We start from the raw sequence: 17,656 nt of genomic DNA on the forward strand, positions 1-17,656 counted from the left end.
AGCTCTTTTTTGAAAACAAATCTTCATTTTGAAAATCATCAAAAAAATGGTATAATGGTAGGAAAAGATTCGGCTAAAAGTAGTGCTTTTAGAATAAAAGGGCAAGTAACCCTATAATCAAAATAAATTAAGCTTTCGGAGGAAAAATGAGTAATATCAGTTTAACAACACTTGGTGGTGTACGTGAAAACGGGAAAAATATGTATATCGCTGAAATCGATGGATCTATTTTCGTTTTGGATACAGGTCTGAAATATCCTGAAAATGAACAACTAGGGGTGGATGTGGTCATTCCCAATATGGACTACCTTTTTGAAAATAGCGATCGTATCGCTGGGGTCTTCTTGACCCACGGACATGCGGATGCTATTGGTGCTCTGCCTTATCTCTTGGCTGAAGCCAAGGTACCTGTATTTGGGTCTGAGCTGACCATTGAGTTGGCAAAACTCTTTGTCAAGGGAAATGACACAGTTAAGAAATTTAATGATTTTCATGTCATCGATGAGGATTCGGAGATTGATTTTGGAGGAACTGTGGTGTCCTTCTTCCGTACGACCCACTCTATTCCAGAAAGTCTGGGTGTGGTCTTGAAGACAGCTGAAGGTAGTATCGTTTATACAGGTGACTTCAAATTTGACCAGACAGCTAGTGAATCTTATGCGACAGACTTCGCTCGCTTGGCAGAAATCGGTCGTGATGGAGTTCTAGCTCTTCTTAGCGATTCAGCCAATGCAGATAGCAATGTCCAAGTGGCTAGCGAAAGTGAAGTTGGGGACGAGATCACTCAAACCATTTCGGACTGGGATGGTCGTATCATTGTTGCAGCAGTAGCCAGCAACCTCTCTCGTATCCAGCAGGTGTTTGACGCTGCGGATGCAACAGGCCGTCGTGTGGTCTTGACAGGATTCGATATTGAAAATATCGTCCGTACTGCTATTCGCCTTAAGAAATTGTCTCTAGCTAACGAGAGTCTTTTGATTAAGCCAAAAGATATGTCTCGTTTTGAGGACCATGAGTTGATTATCCTTGAGACAGGTCGTATGGGTGAGCCTATCAACGGTCTTCGCAAGATGTCGATTGGTCGTCACCGTTATGTGGAAATCAAGGACGGTGACTTGGTCTATATCGTAACCACTCCGTCTATCGCCAAAGAAGCAGTCATGGCGCGTGTGGAAAACATGATTTACCAAGCTGGCGGGGTTGTCAAACTGATCACTCAAAGCTTGCGTGTGTCAGGTCATGGAAATGCGCGTGATTTGCAGTTGATGATTAATCTCTTGCAACCCAAGTATCTCTTCCCAATTCAAGGGGAATACCGTGAGTTGGATGCCCATGCTAAGGCTGCTATGGCAGTTGGGATGTTGCCAGAACGCATTTTTATCCCTAAAAAGGGAACCAGCATGGCTTATGAGAATGGGGACTTTGTTCCAGCTGGAGCGGTTTCGGCAGGCGATGTCTTGATTGATGGAAATGCCATTGGTGATGTTGGTAATGTGGTTCTTCGTGACCGTAAGGTCTTGTCAGAGGACGGTATTTTCATCGTAGCAATTACCGTTAATCGTCGTGAGAAGAAAATTGTGGCCAAGGCTCGTGTTCATACGCGCGGATTTGTTTATCTCAAGAAGAGCCGTGATATTCTCCGTGAAAGTTCAGAATTGATTAACCAGACGGTAGAAGACTATCTTCAAGGAGATGACTTTGACTGGGCAGATCTTAAAGGGAAGGTTCGTGATAATCTGACCAAGTATCTCTTTGACCAAACCAAACGTCGTCCAGCTATTTTACCAGTGGTGATGGAAGCGAAATAATCTTTGAAATAAACAGAGAGAAAGCCGAGTTTTGGCTTTCTCTTATCGGAAAATAGAAGGAGCAAATCATGGCAGTAATGAAAATCGAGTATTACTCACAAGTTTTGGATATGGAGTGGGGAGTGAATGTCCTCTATCCTGATGCCAATCGAGTAGAAGAACCAGATTGTAAAGACATTCCAGTCTTGTACCTCTTGCACGGGATGTCTGGTAATCATAATAGTTGGCTCAAGCGGACCAATGTAGAACGCTTGCTTCGGGGGACTAATCTCATAGTCGTCATGCCCAATACCAGCAACGGTTGGTACACCAATACCCAGTATGGTTTTGACTATTACACAGCTCTAGCAGAGGAATTACCACAGGTTCTAAAACGTTTCTTCCCTAACATGACCAGCAAGCGTGAAAAGACCTTTATCGCTGGCCTCTCTATGGGAGGTTACGGCTGTTTCAAACTGGCTCTTGCAACAAATCGTTTTTCTCACGCAGCTAGTTTTTCAGGTGCCCTTAGCTTTCAAGAGTTTTCTCCTGAGAGTCAAAATCTGGGAACACCTGCTTATTGGAGAGGTGTGTTTGGGGAGATTAAAGATTGGACAGCTAGTCCCTATTCTCTTGAAAGTCTGGCTAAAAAATCGGATAAAAAGACCAAGCTGTGGGCTTGGTGTGGCGAACAGGATTTCTTGTACGAAGCCAATAATCTAGCAGTGAAAAATCTCAAAAAACTAGGTTTTGATGTGACCTATAGCCATAGTGCTGGAACTCACGAGTGGTATTATTGGGAAAAACAATTGGAACGTTTTTTAGCAACCCTACCAATTGATTTCAAATTAGAAGAGAGATTGATTTAGTTTTTTATAAATGAACCACTATTTATAGTTATTCTTGGCTTTAAAACAATGATGGAAGTCTGTTTTCACTAGACTTTTCAAACGAAAGTAGTAGAATAGTAATAAGATACTGGAGGAAAGAGAGTAGGAAATGTACCGTTATCAAATTGGCATTCCCACATTAGAATATGATCAGTTTGTCAAAGAACATGAATTAGCTAATATATTACAAAGTAGTGCTTGGGAAAAAGTGAAATCTGATTGGAATCATGAGAGGATTGGTGTCTATGAAGGGGAGAACTTACTGGCTGTGGCTAGTATTCTCATAAAATCTCTGCCTTTAGGCTATAAAATGTTTTATATTCCAAGAGGTCCTATATTGGATTACAGGGATATAGAACTTTTAAAGTTTGTCCTGCAGTCCATTAAGTCTTATGCTCGCAGTAAGAGAGCGGTTTTTGTGACTTTCGATCCAAGTATTTGTCTATCTCAATATTTGGTCAATCAAGATAAGATAGAATTTCCTGAAAATCTGGCTATTATTGATAGTTTGCAACAAATGGGAGTAAGGTGGTCAGGAAAAACAGAGGAAATGGGAGACACCATTCAACCTCGTATTCAGGCGAAAATATACAAGGAAAATTTTGAAGAAGATAAACTTTCTAAGTCAACAAAACAGGCTATTCGAACAGCACGGAATAAGGGGGTAGAGATTCAATTTGGTGGAACTGAATTATTGGAGTCTTTTTCCTTTTTGATGAAAAAAACCGAGAAGCGGAAAGAGATTCATTTGAGGAATGAAGCCTATTATAAAAAGTTGTTAGATAATTTTAAGGACAAGGCCTATATCACCTTGGCCACCTTGGATGTCTCTAAACGTTCGCAAGAATTAGAAGAACAGTTAGCGAAAAATAGAGCCTTGGAAGAGACCTTTACTGAGTCGACTCGCACTTCAAAAGTAGAAGCGCAGAAGAAGGAAAAAGAACGTTTGTTAGAGGAATTGACTTTCCTGCAGGAATATATGGATGCAGGTCAAGCGAGAGTTCCTTTAGCGGCTACTTTGAGTTTGGAATTTGGTACTACCTCTGTCAATCTATATGCTGGTATGGATGATGATTTTAAACGTTACAATGCACCAATTTTAACTTGGTATGAAACGGCTCGCTATGCCTTTGAGCGAGGTATGTTGTGGCAAAATTTAGGTGGTGTTGAAAACTCTCTCAATGGTGGACTTTATCATTTTAAGGAAAAATTTAATCCAACGATTGAAGAATATTTGGGTGAATTTACAATGCCTACCCATCCTCTCTATCCTCTGTTAAGACTTGCTCTTGATTTCCGTAAAACATTAAGAAAAAAACATAGAAAGTAAGTATATGGCACTAATTACACTCACGAAAGAAGAGTTTCAAGCTTATTCTGGTCAGGTTTCTTCTCGTTCCTTTATGCAATCGGTTCAGATGGGGGACTTGTTAGAAAAAAGAGGGGCTCGAATTGTTTATCTTGCTTTGAAACAAGAAGGAGAGATTCAAGTTGCAGCTCTGGTTTATAGCTTGCCCATGCTGGGTGGTCTGCATATGGAGATCAATTCGGGGCCGATTTATACTCGACAAGATGCTCTTCCAGTTTTTTATGCGGAGTTAAAAGAATATGCCAAGCAAAATGGTGTATTAGAGTTGCTTGTAAAACCTTATGAAACTTATCAAACTTTTGATAGTGAAGGTAATCCAATAGATGCTGAGAAAAAAAGTATCATTCAAGGTTTAACTGATTTAAGTTATCAATTTGATGGATTGACAAGAGGTTATCCAGGTGGAGAACCAGATTGGTTATACTATAAAGATTTGACTGAATTAACTGAAAAGAATTTGCTTAAAAGTTTTAGCAAAAAGGGTAAACCCTTGGTGAAAAAGGCTGAAACGTTTGGCATTCGGTTGAAAAAGTTACAACGTGAAGAACTATCGATTTTTAAGAATATAACAAAAGAAACCTCTGAACGTAGAGAATACAGTGATAAAAGTTTAGAATATTATGAGCACTTTTATGATTCATTTGGAGAACAAGCGGAGTTTCTCATAGCAACCTTGAATTTTTCGGACTATATGAGCAAATTGCAAGGTGAACAAAGTAAACTAGAAGAAATCTTGGACAAGTTGCGACTTGATTTGAGTAAAAATCCTCATTCTGAGAAAAAACAAAATCAACTGAGAGAATATTCTAGTCAATTTGAAACGTTTGAAGTTCGAAAAGCAGAAGCGCGAGACTTGATTGAAAAATATGGAGAAGAAGATATTGTTTTAGCCGGGAGTTTATTTGTTTATATGCCTCAGGAAACGACTTATCTCTTTAGTGGTTCTTACACTGAGTTTAATAAGTTTTATGCCCCTGCACTGCTTCAAAAATATGTTATGTTGGAAAGCATAAAACGTGGAATACCTAAATACAACTTCCTAGGCATTCAAGGGATTTTTGATGGTAGTGATGGTGTTTTGCGTTTTAAACAAAATTTTAATGGCTATATTGTACGTAAAGCAGGAACTTTCCGTTATCATCCATCGCCTTTAAAATACAAAGCTATTCAGTTATTCAAAAAAATAGTAGGACGTTAAGATGAAAAAGCCAGTATTTAGCTTTCTTTCAGCTTGTTTTAGTAAAATAGACTTTATTTGCTAGAAAGGTGGAGAGATATGCGTTGGCTTTTTCGTTTGATAGGGGCTTTCTTTTATTTTATTTGGCGTTTGTTTTGGCGTCTGGTTTGGATTGTTTTGCTTTTATGTACTCTTGCTTTTGGATTTCTCTGGTATCTGAACGGGGATTTTCAAGGGGCGCTGAAGCAAGCAGAACGGTCAGTAAAAATTGGTCAACAAAGTATCGACCAATGGGAAAGAACAGGGCAACTGCCTAAGTTGAACCAGACAGATAGCCACCAGCATTCTGAAGGAAGATGGCCACAGGCTTCTGCTCGTATTTACTTGGATCCGCAGATGGATTCACGCTTTCAAGAGGCATATTTAGAAGCAATTCAGAACTGGAATCAAACTGGTGCCTTTCATTTTGAACTTGTGACTGAGTCCAGCAAGGCAGATATCTTGGCTACGGAGATGAATGACGGAGGTACTCCTGTGGCAGGAGAAGCGGAAAGTCAGACCAATCTCTTGACGGGGCAATTCTTGTCTGTCACGGTGCGGTTGAATCACTATTATCTGTCCAATCCAGACTATGGCTATTCCTATGAGCGCATTGTCCATACGGCAGAACATGAGTTGGGGCATGCGATTGGCTTGGACCATACAGATGAAAAGTCTGTCATGCAACCTGCGGGTTCCTTTTATGGTATTCAGGAAGTGGATGTTGCAAACCTTCGAAAAATATATGAGACTAGTGAGTAGGGAACAATCTTTCCCTACTTTTTTGCTATAATGGAACTATGAATAACTTGATTAAATCAAAACTAGAGCTCTTGCCGACCAGCCCAGGTTGCTACATTCACAAGGATAAAAACGGCACCATTATCTATGTGGGAAAGGCTAAAAATCTGCGTAACCGCGTGAGGTCTTATTTCCGTGGAAGTCATGATACCAAAACAGAGGCCTTGGTGTCTGAAATTGTAGATTTTGAATTTATCGTTACGGAGTCCAATATTGAGGCACTTCTCCTAGAAATCAATCTTATCAAGGAAAATAAGCCTAAATACAATATCATGCTCAAGGATGACAAGTCCTATCCCTTCATCAAAATCACCAATGAGCGCTATCCTCGTTTAATTATCACCCGTCAGGTCAAGAAGGACGGCGGTCTCTACTTTGGACCTTACCCAGATGTGGGGGCAGCCAATGAAATCAAGCGGCTGCTGGATCGAATTTTCCCTTTTAGAAAGTGTACGAATCCACCGTCTAAGGTTTGTTTTTACTACCATATCGGTCAATGTATGGCCCACACTATCTGTAAGAAGGATGAGGCCTACTTCAAGTCTATGGCTCAGGAGGTTTCGGACTTCTTAAAAGGACAGGATGACAAAATCATCGATGACCTCAAGGGCAAGATGGCATCCGCAGCACAAAGTATGGAGTTTGAACGTGCAGCGGAATACCGTGACCTGATTCAGGCCATTGGAACGCTTCGAACCAAGCAACGGGTCATGGCCAAGGATCTCCAAAACCGTGATGTCTTTGGCTACTATGTGGCCAAGGGATGGATGTGTGTCCAGGTTTTCTTTGTCCGTCAGGGCAAGCTCATTGAGCGCGATGTCAATCTTTTTCCCTATTATAATGATCCGGATGAGGATTTCTTGACCTATGTAGGACAATTTTATCAAGAAAAATCTCATCTAGTTCCTAATGAGGTGCTGATTCCGCAGGATATTGACGAAGAAGCTGTCAAGGCTTTGGTAGACACCAAGATTCTTAAGCCTCAGCGTGGAGAGAAAAAGCAACTGGTCAATTTGGCTATAAAGAATGCTCGAGTCAGTCTAGAGCAGAAGTTCAATCTGCTAGAGAAATCTGTCGAAAAGACCCAAGGGGCTATTGAAAATCTAGGACGCTTGCTTCAAATTCCAACCCCAGTTCGTATCGAATCTTTCGATAACTCCAACATCATGGGGACCAGTCCTGTTTCAGCCATGGTGGTCTTTGTCAACGGCAAACCAAGTAAGAAGGATTATCGTAAGTATAAAATCAAGACTGTCGTTGGGCCAGACGACTATGCCAGTATGAGAGAAGTCATTCGCAGACGCTATGGTCGAGTACAGCGTGACGGTTTGACTCCGCCAGATTTGATTGTGATTGATGGGGGACAAGGTCAAGTCAATATCGCCAAGCAAGTCATCCAAGAGGAGCTAGGCTTGGATATCCCCATTGCAGGTTTGCAAAAGAATGATAAGCACCAAACCCATGAATTGCTCTTTGGAGATCCGCTTGAGGTGGTGGAGTTGTCTCGCAATTCTCAGGAATTTTTCCTCCTCCAACGCATTCAAGATGAGGTCCACCGCTTTGCCATTACTTTCCACCGCCAACTGCGCTCAAAAAATTCTTTTTCATCACAACTGGATGGAATTGAAGGGCTGGGACCTAAACGCAAGCAAAATCTCATGAGGCACTTCAAGTCTCTCACTAAAATCAAGGAAGCCAGTGTGGATGAGATTGTCGAAGTTGGAGTACCTAGAGCCGTTGCAGAGGCTGTGCAGAGGAAGTTGAACCCGCAGGAAACAGAAGACTTGCCTCAAGTGGCAGAAGAAAGAGTAGATTACCAAACGGAAGGAAAAACATCATGAACTATAAAATTGCAATTTTATCAGATATTCATGGCAATGCGACGGCCCTAGAAGCAGTGATTGCAGATGCTAAAAATCAAGGAGTCAGTGAATACTGGCTTCTGGGAGATATTTTTCTTCCTGGTCCAGGCGCAAATGACTTAGTCGCCCTGCTAAAGGACCTTCCTATCACAGCCAGTGTTCGAGGCAATTGGGATGATCGTGTCCTTGAGGCCTTGGATGGCGAATATGGTTTGGAACATCCGAAAGAAATCCAGTCAATGCGCATGACCCAGTTTTTGATGGAGCGAATGGATCCTGCAACGATTGTCTGGCTACGAAGCTTGCCTTTGCTGGAAAAGAAAGAAATTGACGGATTGCGCTTTTCTATCTCTCATAATTTGCCAAATAAGAACTATGGTGGTGACTTGCTAGTTGAGAATGATACAGAGAAATTTGACCAACTCCTAGATGATGAAGTTGACGTGGCAGTCTATGGTCATGTTCACAAGCAGTTGCTTCGTTATGGCAGTCAAGGGCAACAAATCATCAATCCAGGGTCGATTGGCATGCCCTATTTTAACTGGGAGGCGTTAAAAAATCACCGTGCCCAGTATGTCGTGATAGAGGTTGAAGATGGGGAATTGGTCAATATCCAATTTCGTAAAGTCGCTTATGATTATGAAGCGGAGTTAGAACTGGCCAAGTCCAAGGGACTTCCTTTTATCGAAATGTATGAAGAGCTACGAAGAGAAGACAACTATCAGGGGTACAATCTGGAACTATTAGCAAGCTTAATAGAAAAGCATGGGTATGTAGAAGATGTGAAGAATTTTTTTGATTTTTTGTAAGAGTTTCCTAAAATAACCAATGCAAACTAAAAAAGCGATTGGCTGGCCCAATCGCTTTTAATATATCTTATACTCAATGAAAATCAAAGAGCAAACTAGGAAGCTAGACGTAGGCTGCTCAAAACACTGTTTTGAGGTTGCAGATAGAGCTGACGTGGTTTGAAGAAATTTTCGAAGAGTATTATTGTAATTGAGATTTATCTGGAAGGTAAGAGCCACCTAGATAGGTATTGCTGAGTTTTTCAAGTGTTCCATCTTGATAGAGTTCTTTGAGTGCTTTATCAAATTGCTCTTTAAACTCTTTCTGGTCGCTTGAGAAAACGATATAGTTGCTGGGGCTATCGGCAGAAGGCAAGTCAACCACAGAAAGGTCTAAGCCACGGTCCTTGATAATCTTTTGAACGGATACCTTGTCAAAAACGAGGAAATCAAACTCTCCGTTAGCAAGGTCTAGGATTCGTTTACCGATATCCTCACCAGAAAAATCAATCGTAGCGGGATTGTCAGTGTGTTTCTGATTCCAGTTATTGATGAATTGAGCGTTAGAAGTTCCGGTATCCTCTTGTGTTGTTTTACCAGCGATTTGGTCAAGTGAAGTCAGAGGATTTTTCTTGTTGCTGACAAGGACGAGGGGATTGTTTGAAATTGGAAGTGAGTAGAGGTATTTTTCAGCACGCTCTTTTGTGTAACTCAGGTTGTTGGCTGCAGCCTGATAGTGACCAGAATCAAGTCCTGGAAAGATACTCTCCCAGGCAGTTCTTTGGAATTGAATCTCGTAGTCGCTGAGTTTTTCATCCACTGCCTTTAGAACTTCAATATCGAAGCCTGTCAGATTGCCTTTATCTTCGTAGTCAAATGGTGGCACATCACCAGCTGTAGCAACGACGATTGTCTTTTGAGCGCTGGTCTCTTTGGGTGTGGCTTGATTCCCACAGGCAACTAAAAAGGGGAGGATGGCTAGTAATAGGCTAAATTTTTTCATAATATCTCCATTCAAATGTAAAGTACTTGCTAGTTTATCAGAAACTTTCTTGATGAACCAATATATATTTTTTATGGCTGTAATAAAAAATCTTAATCATGAAAAATCTCTGCAAGCTCTTTCAAAATATGGTAGAATGGAAGCAGTAGAATTAGAAAAGGAAATCGATTATGAAATTTCTTGAATTAAATAAAAAACGTCATGCGACTAAGCATTTCACTGATAAGCCAGTTGATCCAAAAGATGTGCGTACGGCTATCGAAATTGCAACCTTGGCTCCAAGCGCCCACAACAGCCAGCCTTGGAAATTTGTGGTGGTTCGTGAGAAAAATGCCGAACTAGCAAAATTGGCTTACGGTTCAAACTTTGAACAGGTATCATCAGCGCCTGTAACTATTGCCTTGTTTACAGACACAGATTTGGCTAAACGCGCTCGTAAGATTGCTCGTGTTGGTGGTGCTAATAACTTTTCTGAAGAGCAACTTCAATACTTTATGAAGAATTTGCCTGCTGAATTTGCCCGTTACAATGAACAACAAGTCAGCGACTACCTAGCCCTCAATGCAGGTTTGGTTGCTATGAATTTGGTTCTGGCTCTTACAGACCAAGGAATCGGATCAAATTTGATCCTTGGATTTGACAAATCAAAAGTCAATGAGGTTTTGGAAATTGAAGACCGTTTCCGCCCAGAACTCTTGATTACAGTGGGTTATACAGACGAAAAATTGGAACCAAGCTACCGCTTGCCAGTAGATGAAATCATCGAGAAAAGATAGAAAGAAGAAAGAAATGACAACAATTGATTTTACAGCAGAAGTAGAAAAACGCAAAGAAGACCTCTTGGCTGACTTGTTTAGCCTTTTGGAAATCAACTCAGAACGTGATGACAGCAAGGCTGATGCTGAGCATCCATTTGGACCTGGGCCGGTAAAAGCCTTGGAAAAATTCCTTGAAATCGCAGACCGCGATGGCTACCTAACTAAAAATGTTGACAACTACGCAGGACATTTTGAGTTTGGTGATGGAGAAGAAGTTCTCGGAATCTTTGCTCACATGGACGTGGTTCCAGCTGGTAGCGGTTGGGACACAGACCCTTACACACCAACTATCAAAGACGGTCGCCTCTATGCGCGTGGAGCTTCTGATGACAAGGGACCTACAACAGCTTGTTACTATGGTTTGAAAATCATCAAAGAATTGGGACTTCCAACTTCTAAGAAAGTTCGTTTCATCGTTGGAACAGATGAAGAATCAGGCTGGGCAGACATGGACTACTATTTCGAGCACGTAGGACTTGCAAAACCAGACTTTGGTTTCTCTCCAGACGCTGAATTCCCTATCATCAATGGTGAAAAAGGAAATATCACGGAATACCTCCACTTTGCAGGTGAAAATGCAGGTGCTGCCCGTCTTCACGGCTTTACAGGTGGTTTACGTGAAAATATGGTACCAGAATCAGCAACAGCAGTCGTTTCAGGTGATTTGGCTGACTTGCAAGGGAAACTAGATGCCTTTGTTGCAGAACACAAACTTAGAGGAGAACTCCAAGAAGAAAACGGTCAGTACAAGGTTACCATCATTGGTAAATCAGCCCACGGTGCTATGCCTGCTTCAGGTGTCAATGGTGCGACTTACCTAGCCCTCTTCCTTAGCCAGTTTAACTTTGCTGGTCCAGCCAAAGACTACCTTGACATCGCTGGTAAAATTCTCTTGAACGACCATGAGGGTGAAAATCTCAAGATTGCTCATGTGGATGAAAAGTTGGGTGCCCTTTCTATGAATGCCGGCGTCTTCCGCTTCGATGAAACAAGCGCTGATAATACCATTGCCCTTAACATCCGCTATCCAAAAGGAACAAGTCCAGAACAAATCAAGTCAATCCTTGAAAACTTGCCAGTTGCTTCTGTTAGCCTTTCTGAGCACGGTCACACCCCTCACTATGTGCCGATGGAAGATCCACTTGTGCAAACCTTGTTGAATGTTTATGAAAAACAAACTGGTCTTAAAGGTCACGAGCAAGTCATCGGTGGTGGAACCTTTGGTCGCTTGCTAGAACGAGGTGTTGCCTATGGTGCTATGTTCCCAGACTCAATTGACACCATGCACCAAGCCAATGAATTTATCGCCTTGGACGATCTCTTCCGAGCTGCAGCAATCTATGCCGAAGCTATTTACGAATTGATCAAATAATGATATAGAAGTCTGAGATTGTATGCTTAGACTTCTTTTTGGAGGGAAAGTAGATGTCTCAAATTGAAAGAATCAAGCAGGCTATTATGGCAGATCCTCAGAATGCTACCTATACAAAGCGTGGCATCGAGCCTCTCTTTGCAGCGCCAAAGACTGCTCGCATCAATATCATCGGTCAGGCACCTGGACTTAAAACCCAAGAGGCAGGCCTTTACTGGAAGGATAAAAGTGGCGATCGCTTGCGGGATTGGCTAGGTGTGGATGAAGATACCTTTTACAATTCAGGTTATTTTGCTGTTTTGCCTATGGATTTCTACTTTCCAGGGCATGGCAAGTCAGGTGATCTGCCACCGAGAACTGGATTTGCAGAAAAATGGCATCCACAGCTCTTGCAAGAATTACCCGATATTCAATTGACCCTATTGATTGGGCAATATGCGCAGGCCTACTATTTACAGGAGAAAATCAGTGGCAAGGTGACAGAACGGGTAAAACACTACCAGAACTACTTGCCAACCTATTTTCCACTGGTACACCCATCACCACGCAATCAAATCTGGATGGCCAAAAATCCTTGGTTTGAGTCAGAAGTGGTGCCGGATTTGAAAAAAAGAATTAAAACTATTTTATAGTCAATGAAAATCAAAGAGCAAACTAGGAAGCTAGCCGCAGGTTGCTCAAAACACAGTTTTGAGGTTGTGGATAGAACTGACGAAGTCAGTAACTATACGTACGGTAAGGCGACGCTGACGTGGTTTGAAGAGATTTTCGAAGAGTATTAGGAGAAAAAGAATGAAAGAAATTTCCTTTGACGAATTTTACCAGCTTTACCAAAATGACCAACTTTCTCTAGTGGACGTGAGAGAAGTGGATGAGTTTGAAGCTCTTCATTTAGAAGGCGCCCACAACCTGCCACTTAGTCAATTGGCTGATACCTATGATCAGTTGGATAAGGACCAGTTACATTATGTTATTTGCAAATCTGGGATGAGATCGGCGCGTGCTTGTCAATTTCTAGCTGAACAAGGTTATGAGGTTATCAATATTCAAGGTGGCATGATGGCCTTTGAAGAACTTTAAAAATTTGCATTTCTCCTACTTGGTGTGGACTAGGTAGGAGAATTTTATTTTTAGACAATTCTAATTTTTAAGAATCTTGAAAACATTCAATATTTACTTCGTGAAGCTTTTTTCATACTCCTATTCATGATATACTAGGTCAGTATTTTATAAATATGAAGGAGATTTTCATGGCTAAAAAAGGTGCCTTAACAGGTTTACTCCTGTTTGGAATATTTTTTGGTGCGGGGAACTTGATTTTTCCGCCTTCTCTAGGTGCTCTATCTGGAGAACATTTTCTTCCTGCCATCGCAGGTTTTGTCTTTTCAGGCGTCGGTATCGCCGTCTTGACTCTTATTATTGGAACGCTAAATCCTAAAGGATATATCTACGAGATTTCAACAAAGATAGCGCCTTGGTTTGCGACTCTTTACCTTTCGGTTCTTTACTTGTCAATCGGTCCATTCTTTGCCATCCCACGTACAGCTACAACAGCTTACGAAGTAGGGATTAGCCCCCTTTTGTTGGATGCAAATAAAGGTCTTGGTTTGATTGTCTTTACGGTTCTTTACTTTGCAGCAGCGTATCTAATTTCGCTCAATCCATCAAAAATCTTGGACCGCATTGGACGTATTTTAACGCCAGTCTTTGCGATTTTGATTGTTATCTTGGTTGTTCTGGGAGCTTTCAAATACGGTGGAACAAGTCCTCAAGCTGCTTCAGTGGCTTATCAAGCTTCTGCCTTTGGTACAGGTTTCCTAGAAGGTTACAATACCTTGGACGCCCTTGCTTCAGTTGCCTTTAGCGTAATCGCAGTTCAAACCTTGAAACAACTTGGATTTTCAAGTAAGAAAGAATACATTTCAACTATTTGGGTGGTTGGTATCGTTGTTGCCCTTGCTTTCAGCGCTCTTTACATCGGTTTAGGTTTCCTTGGAAATCATTTCCCAGTACCAGCTGAAGCGATGAAGGGTGGAACACCAGGTGTTTACATCTTGTCACAAGCTACTCAAGAAATTTTTGGTTCAACAGCTCAACTCTTCCTTGCAGCTATGGTTACCGTAACCTGCTTCACAACAACAGTTGGTTTGATTGTGTCTACAGCTGAGTTCTTTAATGAGCGCTTCCCGCAAATCAGTTACAAGGTTTATGCGACAGCCTTTACCTTGATTGGATTTGCCATTGCCAATTTGGGTCTTGATGCGATTATCAAGTACTCAATCCCTGTACTGGTTATCTTGTACCCAATCACGATTGCCATCGTTATGATTGTCATTGTCAACAAATTTGTGGCTCTTTCAAAACCAGGTATGCAGTTGACAATTGCTGTTGTTACAGCTATTGCCATTGCAAGCGTATTAGGAAGCTCGTTTAAGGTTGAGTTTCTTGCAAACCTTGTCAACGCTCTTCCTTTTGCCAAGGCATCTCTTCCATGGTTGGTGCCAGCTATTGTCGGAATCTTGCTCTCATTGGTTTTACCAAACAAGCAAGAAAGCGATGTTTTTGAAATGGAATAACCATTAAAATCACTTTTGTAGCCAAGTCTACAGGAGTGATTTTCTTTTTTTATCCGATGATAAATGTGTTATAATAGGTAGCAAAAGAGGTGAAGAAATGAATCAAACAGTAGAATATATCAAAGAACTGACAGCCATTGCGTCGCCAACGGGCTTCACTCGTGAGGTTTCGGACTATTTAGTCAAGACTTTAGAAGGTTTTGGTTACCAGCCAGTTCGCACAGCCAAGGGCGGTGTCAATGTAACTATCAAAGGTCAAAATGATGAAGAGCATCGCTATGTGACTGCCCATGTAGATACGCTTGGTGCTATTGTCCGTGCTGTCAAACCAGATGGCCGTCTCAAAATGGACCGTATCGGTGGCTTTCCTTGGAACATGATTGAAGGAGAAAACTGTATCGTTCATGTGGCAAGCACAGGTCAAAAGGTATCAGGCACCATCCTCATCCACCAAACTTCTTGTCATGTCTATAAGGATGCAGGAACTGCAGAACGCACTCAGGACAATATGGAAGTGCGTTTGGACGCCAAAGTAACCAGTGAAAAAGAAACTCGTGCTCTTGGCATTGAGGTCGGTGATTTTATCAGTTTTGACCCACGAACTGTCGTGACAGAGACAGGTTTTATCAAGTCTCGCCATTTGGATGACAAGGTCAGCGCGGCGATTTTGCTTAACCTGCTTCGTATTTATAAGGAAGAGAAGATTGAGTTGCCCGTAACAACCCATTTTGCTTTTTCAGTCTTTGAAGAAGTGGGACACGGTGCAAACTCTAGCATTCCTGATCAAGTAGTTGAATATCTGGCTGTGGACATGGGAGCCATGGGCGATGACCAGCAGACAGATGAGTACACAGTGTCCATCTGTGTCAAGGATGCTTCAGGTCCTTATCACTATGACTTCCGTCAACATTTGGTTGCCTTGGCGAAAGAGCAAGATATTCCATTTAAGCTGGACATCTATCCATTTTATGGTTCGGACGCTTCAGCAGCCATGTCCGCAGGGGCAGAGGTTAAACACGCCCTTCTCGGTGCTGGTATTGAGTCTAGTCATTCTTATGAGCGTACCCATATTGATTCGGTGGTCGCAACAGAACGAATGGTCGATGCTTATCTTAGAAGCAATTTGGTAGATTGATATGTGCCTTATTTGCCAGAGAATTGAGCTCATCAAGGCTGGGGAAAATCCCTATTTTGTCAAAAAGTTGGAAACAGGCTATCTTGTGATTGGAGACCATCAGTATTTTGAAGGCTATAGTCTCTTTCTAGCCAAGGAACACGTCACGGAATTGCACCATTTGAAAAAGGAAACAAGACTCCGTTTTCTCGAAGAAATGAGTCTAGTCCAAGAGGCAGTTGCCAAGGCCTTTGCTGCTGAGAAAATGAATATCGAACTGCTAGGAAATGGCGATGCCCATCTCCACTGGCATCTTTTTCCTAGACGAAGAGGTGATATGAATGGTCATGGTCTCAAGGGACGTGGTCCAGTTTGGTGGGTTCCCTTTGAAGAAATGACAGCAGAAACCTGCAAAGCAAAACCGGAAGAGATTAAAAGATTAGTCGAATGTTTATCGTCAGAAGTAGATAAACTATTAGAAATAAAGGAGTAGAAATGAAAAAAAGATACCTTATCTTGACAGCTTTGCTAGCCTTGAGTCTAGCAGCTTGTTCACAAGAAAAAGTAAAAAATGAAGATGGCGCAGCTAAGACAGAACAAACAGCTAAAGATGATGGAACAGTCGATAGTAAATCTCAAGGAGCTGCCCAGAAAAAAGCAGAAGTGGTTAACAAAGGAGACTACTACAGCATCCAAGGCAAATACGATGAAATCATCGTAGCCAACAAACACTATCCATTGTCTAAAGACTATAATCCAGGGGAAAATCCAACAGCCAAGGCAGAGTTGGTCAAACTCATCAAAGCTATGCAAGAGGCAGGTTTCCCCATTAGCGACCATTACAGTGGCTTTAGAAGTTATGAAACTCAGACTAAGCTCTATCAAGATTATGTCAATCAAGATGGGAAAGAAGCTGCCGACCGTTATTCTGCCCGTCCTGGCTATAGCGAGCACCAGACAGGCTTGGCTTTTGATGTGATTGGGACAAATGGTGATTTGGTGACAGAAGAAAAAGCGGCCCAATGGCTCTTGGACCATGCGGCTGATTATGGTTTTGTTGTTCGTTATCTCAAAGGCAAGGAAAAGGAAACAGGCTATATGGCTGAAGAATGGCACCTTCGTTATGTCGGAAAAGAAGCAAAAGAAATAGCTGCAAGTGGTCTCAGTTTGGAAGAGTATTACGGCTTTGAAGGCGGAGATTATGTCGATTAATACTCTTCGAAAATCAAATTCAAACCACGTCAGCGTCGCCTTGCCGTATGTGTAGGATACTGACTACGTCAGTTCCATCTACAACCTCAAAACAGTGTTTTGAGCAACCTGCGGCTAGCTTCCTAGTTTGCTCTTTGATTTTTATTGAGTATAAAAAATAAACTTTTCTCTTGCAATTCTAGATAAATAGTGTATAATAGATGGGTATGTGAAAAGCATACTTGTGGGAGGTAAAAATCTTTAATTACCGCCAAAACCACAAAGGAGGATTTAAAAATGGCTAAAAAAGTCGAAAAACTTGTAAAATTGCAAATCCCTGCTGGTAAAGCTACACCAGCTCCACCGGTTGGACCTGCTCTTGGTCAAGCTGGTATCAACATCATGGGATTCACAAAAGAGTTCAACGCTCGTACAGCTGACCAAGCTGGTATGATCATTCCAGTTGTTATCTCAGTTTACGAAGATAAATCATTTACTTTCATCACTAAAACACCACCAGCTGCTGTTCTTTTGAAAAAAGCTGCAGGTGTTGAAAAAGGATCAGGTACACCTAACAAAACTAAAGTTGCTACAGTTACTCGTGCACAAGTACAAGAAATTGCAGAAACTAAGATGCCAGATTTGAACGCAGCAAACGTAGAGTCTGCAATGCGTATGATCGAAGGTACTGCTCGTTCTATGGGATTCACTGTTGTTGACTAATCAATAACACAGTAGAAAATCTCACAGCAGTCTATTAGTTGCTTTTCATACTAGGTAAGTGACTGATGCTTGTACTTGGGTACAGCAAGGGAATTTAACGACGTAGGAAAAGAAAAATAATAGACTGATAACCCGCAAGACTTCAT

Annotated in this window: 17 protein-coding genes; 16 read left to right on the top strand and 1 reads right to left on the bottom strand. The window is 41.7% G+C overall.

Annotated elements, in window-relative coordinates:
- Positions 1-146: 146 nt before the first annotated feature.
- The 7 genes from ACN076_RS03720 to ACN076_RS03750 all read left to right on the top strand — a co-directional run bounded on the left by ACN076_RS03720 (position 147) and on the right by ACN076_RS03750 (position 8,734).
- A complete protein-coding gene (locus tag ACN076_RS03720; RefSeq protein ID WP_203176019.1) occupies positions 147-1,808 on the top strand; it encodes a ribonuclease J in 1,662 nt (553 codons plus the stop codon).
- 68 nt (positions 1,809-1,876) lie between these two features.
- Positions 1,877-2,656 (top strand): alpha/beta hydrolase family protein, encoded by a 780-nt coding sequence (locus ACN076_RS03725; RefSeq protein ID WP_265528959.1) that lies wholly within the window; start codon positions 1,877-1,879, stop codon positions 2,654-2,656.
- 130 nt (positions 2,657-2,786) lie between these two features.
- Complete coding sequence (locus ACN076_RS03730; RefSeq protein WP_420790149.1) at positions 2,787-4,007, top strand: aminoacyltransferase; 1,221 nt, start codon at positions 2,787-2,789, stop codon at positions 4,005-4,007.
- A gap of 4 nt (positions 4,008-4,011) precedes the next feature.
- Positions 4,012-5,244, top strand: coding sequence for a peptidoglycan bridge formation alanyltransferase MurN (murN, locus tag ACN076_RS03735; RefSeq protein WP_261127850.1), 1,233 nt, complete (start codon positions 4,012-4,014; stop codon positions 5,242-5,244).
- A 78-nt stretch (positions 5,245-5,322) separates the two neighbouring features.
- Positions 5,323-6,024 (top strand): M57 family metalloprotease, encoded by a 702-nt coding sequence (locus tag ACN076_RS03740; protein WP_173249925.1) that lies wholly within the window; start codon positions 5,323-5,325, stop codon positions 6,022-6,024.
- Positions 6,025-6,062: 38 nt separating this feature from the next.
- Entirely contained in the window at positions 6,063-7,904 is a 1,842-nt protein-coding gene (gene uvrC, locus ACN076_RS03745; protein ID WP_420790150.1) for an excinuclease ABC subunit UvrC, read from the top strand.
- Positions 7,901-8,734: a metallophosphoesterase family protein gene (locus ACN076_RS03750; RefSeq protein WP_420790151.1), complete on the top strand. Its 834-nt coding sequence runs from the start codon at positions 7,901-7,903 to the stop codon at positions 8,732-8,734. Before uvrC ends, ACN076_RS03750 begins: the two co-directional genes overlap by 4 nt.
- A gap of 181 nt (positions 8,735-8,915) precedes the next feature.
- Here the strand turns inward: ACN076_RS03750 and ACN076_RS03755 are convergent, their stop codons facing one another.
- The gene (locus ACN076_RS03755) at positions 8,916-9,716 is read right to left on the bottom strand and encodes an amino acid ABC transporter substrate-binding protein (protein WP_261054606.1); all 801 of its coding nucleotides are present in this window, start codon (positions 9,714-9,716) and stop codon (positions 8,916-8,918) included.
- Positions 9,717-9,886: 170 nt separating this feature from the next.
- Between ACN076_RS03755 and ACN076_RS03760 the strand changes: the two genes are divergently transcribed.
- The 9 genes from ACN076_RS03760 (at position 9,887) to rplK (ending at position 17,510) form a co-directional block, all read left to right on the top strand.
- The gene (locus ACN076_RS03760; RefSeq protein ID WP_000670166.1) at positions 9,887-10,492 is read left to right on the top strand and encodes a nitroreductase family protein; all 606 of its coding nucleotides are present in this window, start codon (positions 9,887-9,889) and stop codon (positions 10,490-10,492) included.
- Between the two features lie 13 nt (positions 10,493-10,505).
- Complete coding sequence (gene pepV, locus ACN076_RS03765) at positions 10,506-11,906, top strand: dipeptidase PepV (protein ID WP_261054608.1); 1,401 nt, start codon at positions 10,506-10,508, stop codon at positions 11,904-11,906.
- 53 nt (positions 11,907-11,959) lie between these two features.
- Complete coding sequence (locus ACN076_RS03770; protein ID WP_125429439.1) at positions 11,960-12,538, top strand: uracil-DNA glycosylase family protein; 579 nt, start codon at positions 11,960-11,962, stop codon at positions 12,536-12,538.
- 160 nt (positions 12,539-12,698) lie between these two features.
- Positions 12,699-12,986: a rhodanese-like domain-containing protein gene (locus tag ACN076_RS03775; RefSeq protein WP_369606901.1), complete on the top strand. Its 288-nt coding sequence runs from the start codon at positions 12,699-12,701 to the stop codon at positions 12,984-12,986.
- Between the two features lie 170 nt (positions 12,987-13,156).
- Complete coding sequence (gene brnQ, locus ACN076_RS03780; RefSeq protein ID WP_369606902.1) at positions 13,157-14,482, top strand: branched-chain amino acid transport system II carrier protein; 1,326 nt, start codon at positions 13,157-13,159, stop codon at positions 14,480-14,482.
- 97 nt (positions 14,483-14,579) lie between these two features.
- Positions 14,580-15,617 (top strand): M42 family metallopeptidase, encoded by a 1,038-nt coding sequence (locus ACN076_RS03785; protein ID WP_060805870.1) that lies wholly within the window; start codon positions 14,580-14,582, stop codon positions 15,615-15,617.
- A 1-nt stretch (position 15,618) separates the two neighbouring features.
- Positions 15,619-16,089: an HIT family protein gene (locus ACN076_RS03790; protein WP_420790152.1), complete on the top strand. Its 471-nt coding sequence runs from the start codon at positions 15,619-15,621 to the stop codon at positions 16,087-16,089.
- Positions 16,090-16,091: 2 nt separating this feature from the next.
- Positions 16,092-16,808: an LD-carboxypeptidase LdcB/DacB gene (gene ldcB, locus ACN076_RS03795; protein ID WP_101784486.1), complete on the top strand. Its 717-nt coding sequence runs from the start codon at positions 16,092-16,094 to the stop codon at positions 16,806-16,808.
- A gap of 276 nt (positions 16,809-17,084) precedes the next feature.
- Complete coding sequence (gene rplK, locus ACN076_RS03800) at positions 17,085-17,510, top strand: 50S ribosomal protein L11 (RefSeq protein ID WP_001085807.1); 426 nt, start codon at positions 17,085-17,087, stop codon at positions 17,508-17,510.
- Positions 17,511-17,656 lie beyond the last annotated feature (146 nt).

The sequence above is a fragment of the Streptococcus sp. K0074 genome, from assembly GCF_048843365.1.
Classification (GTDB): Bacteria; Bacillota; Bacilli; order Lactobacillales; family Streptococcaceae; genus Streptococcus; species Streptococcus mitis_BM.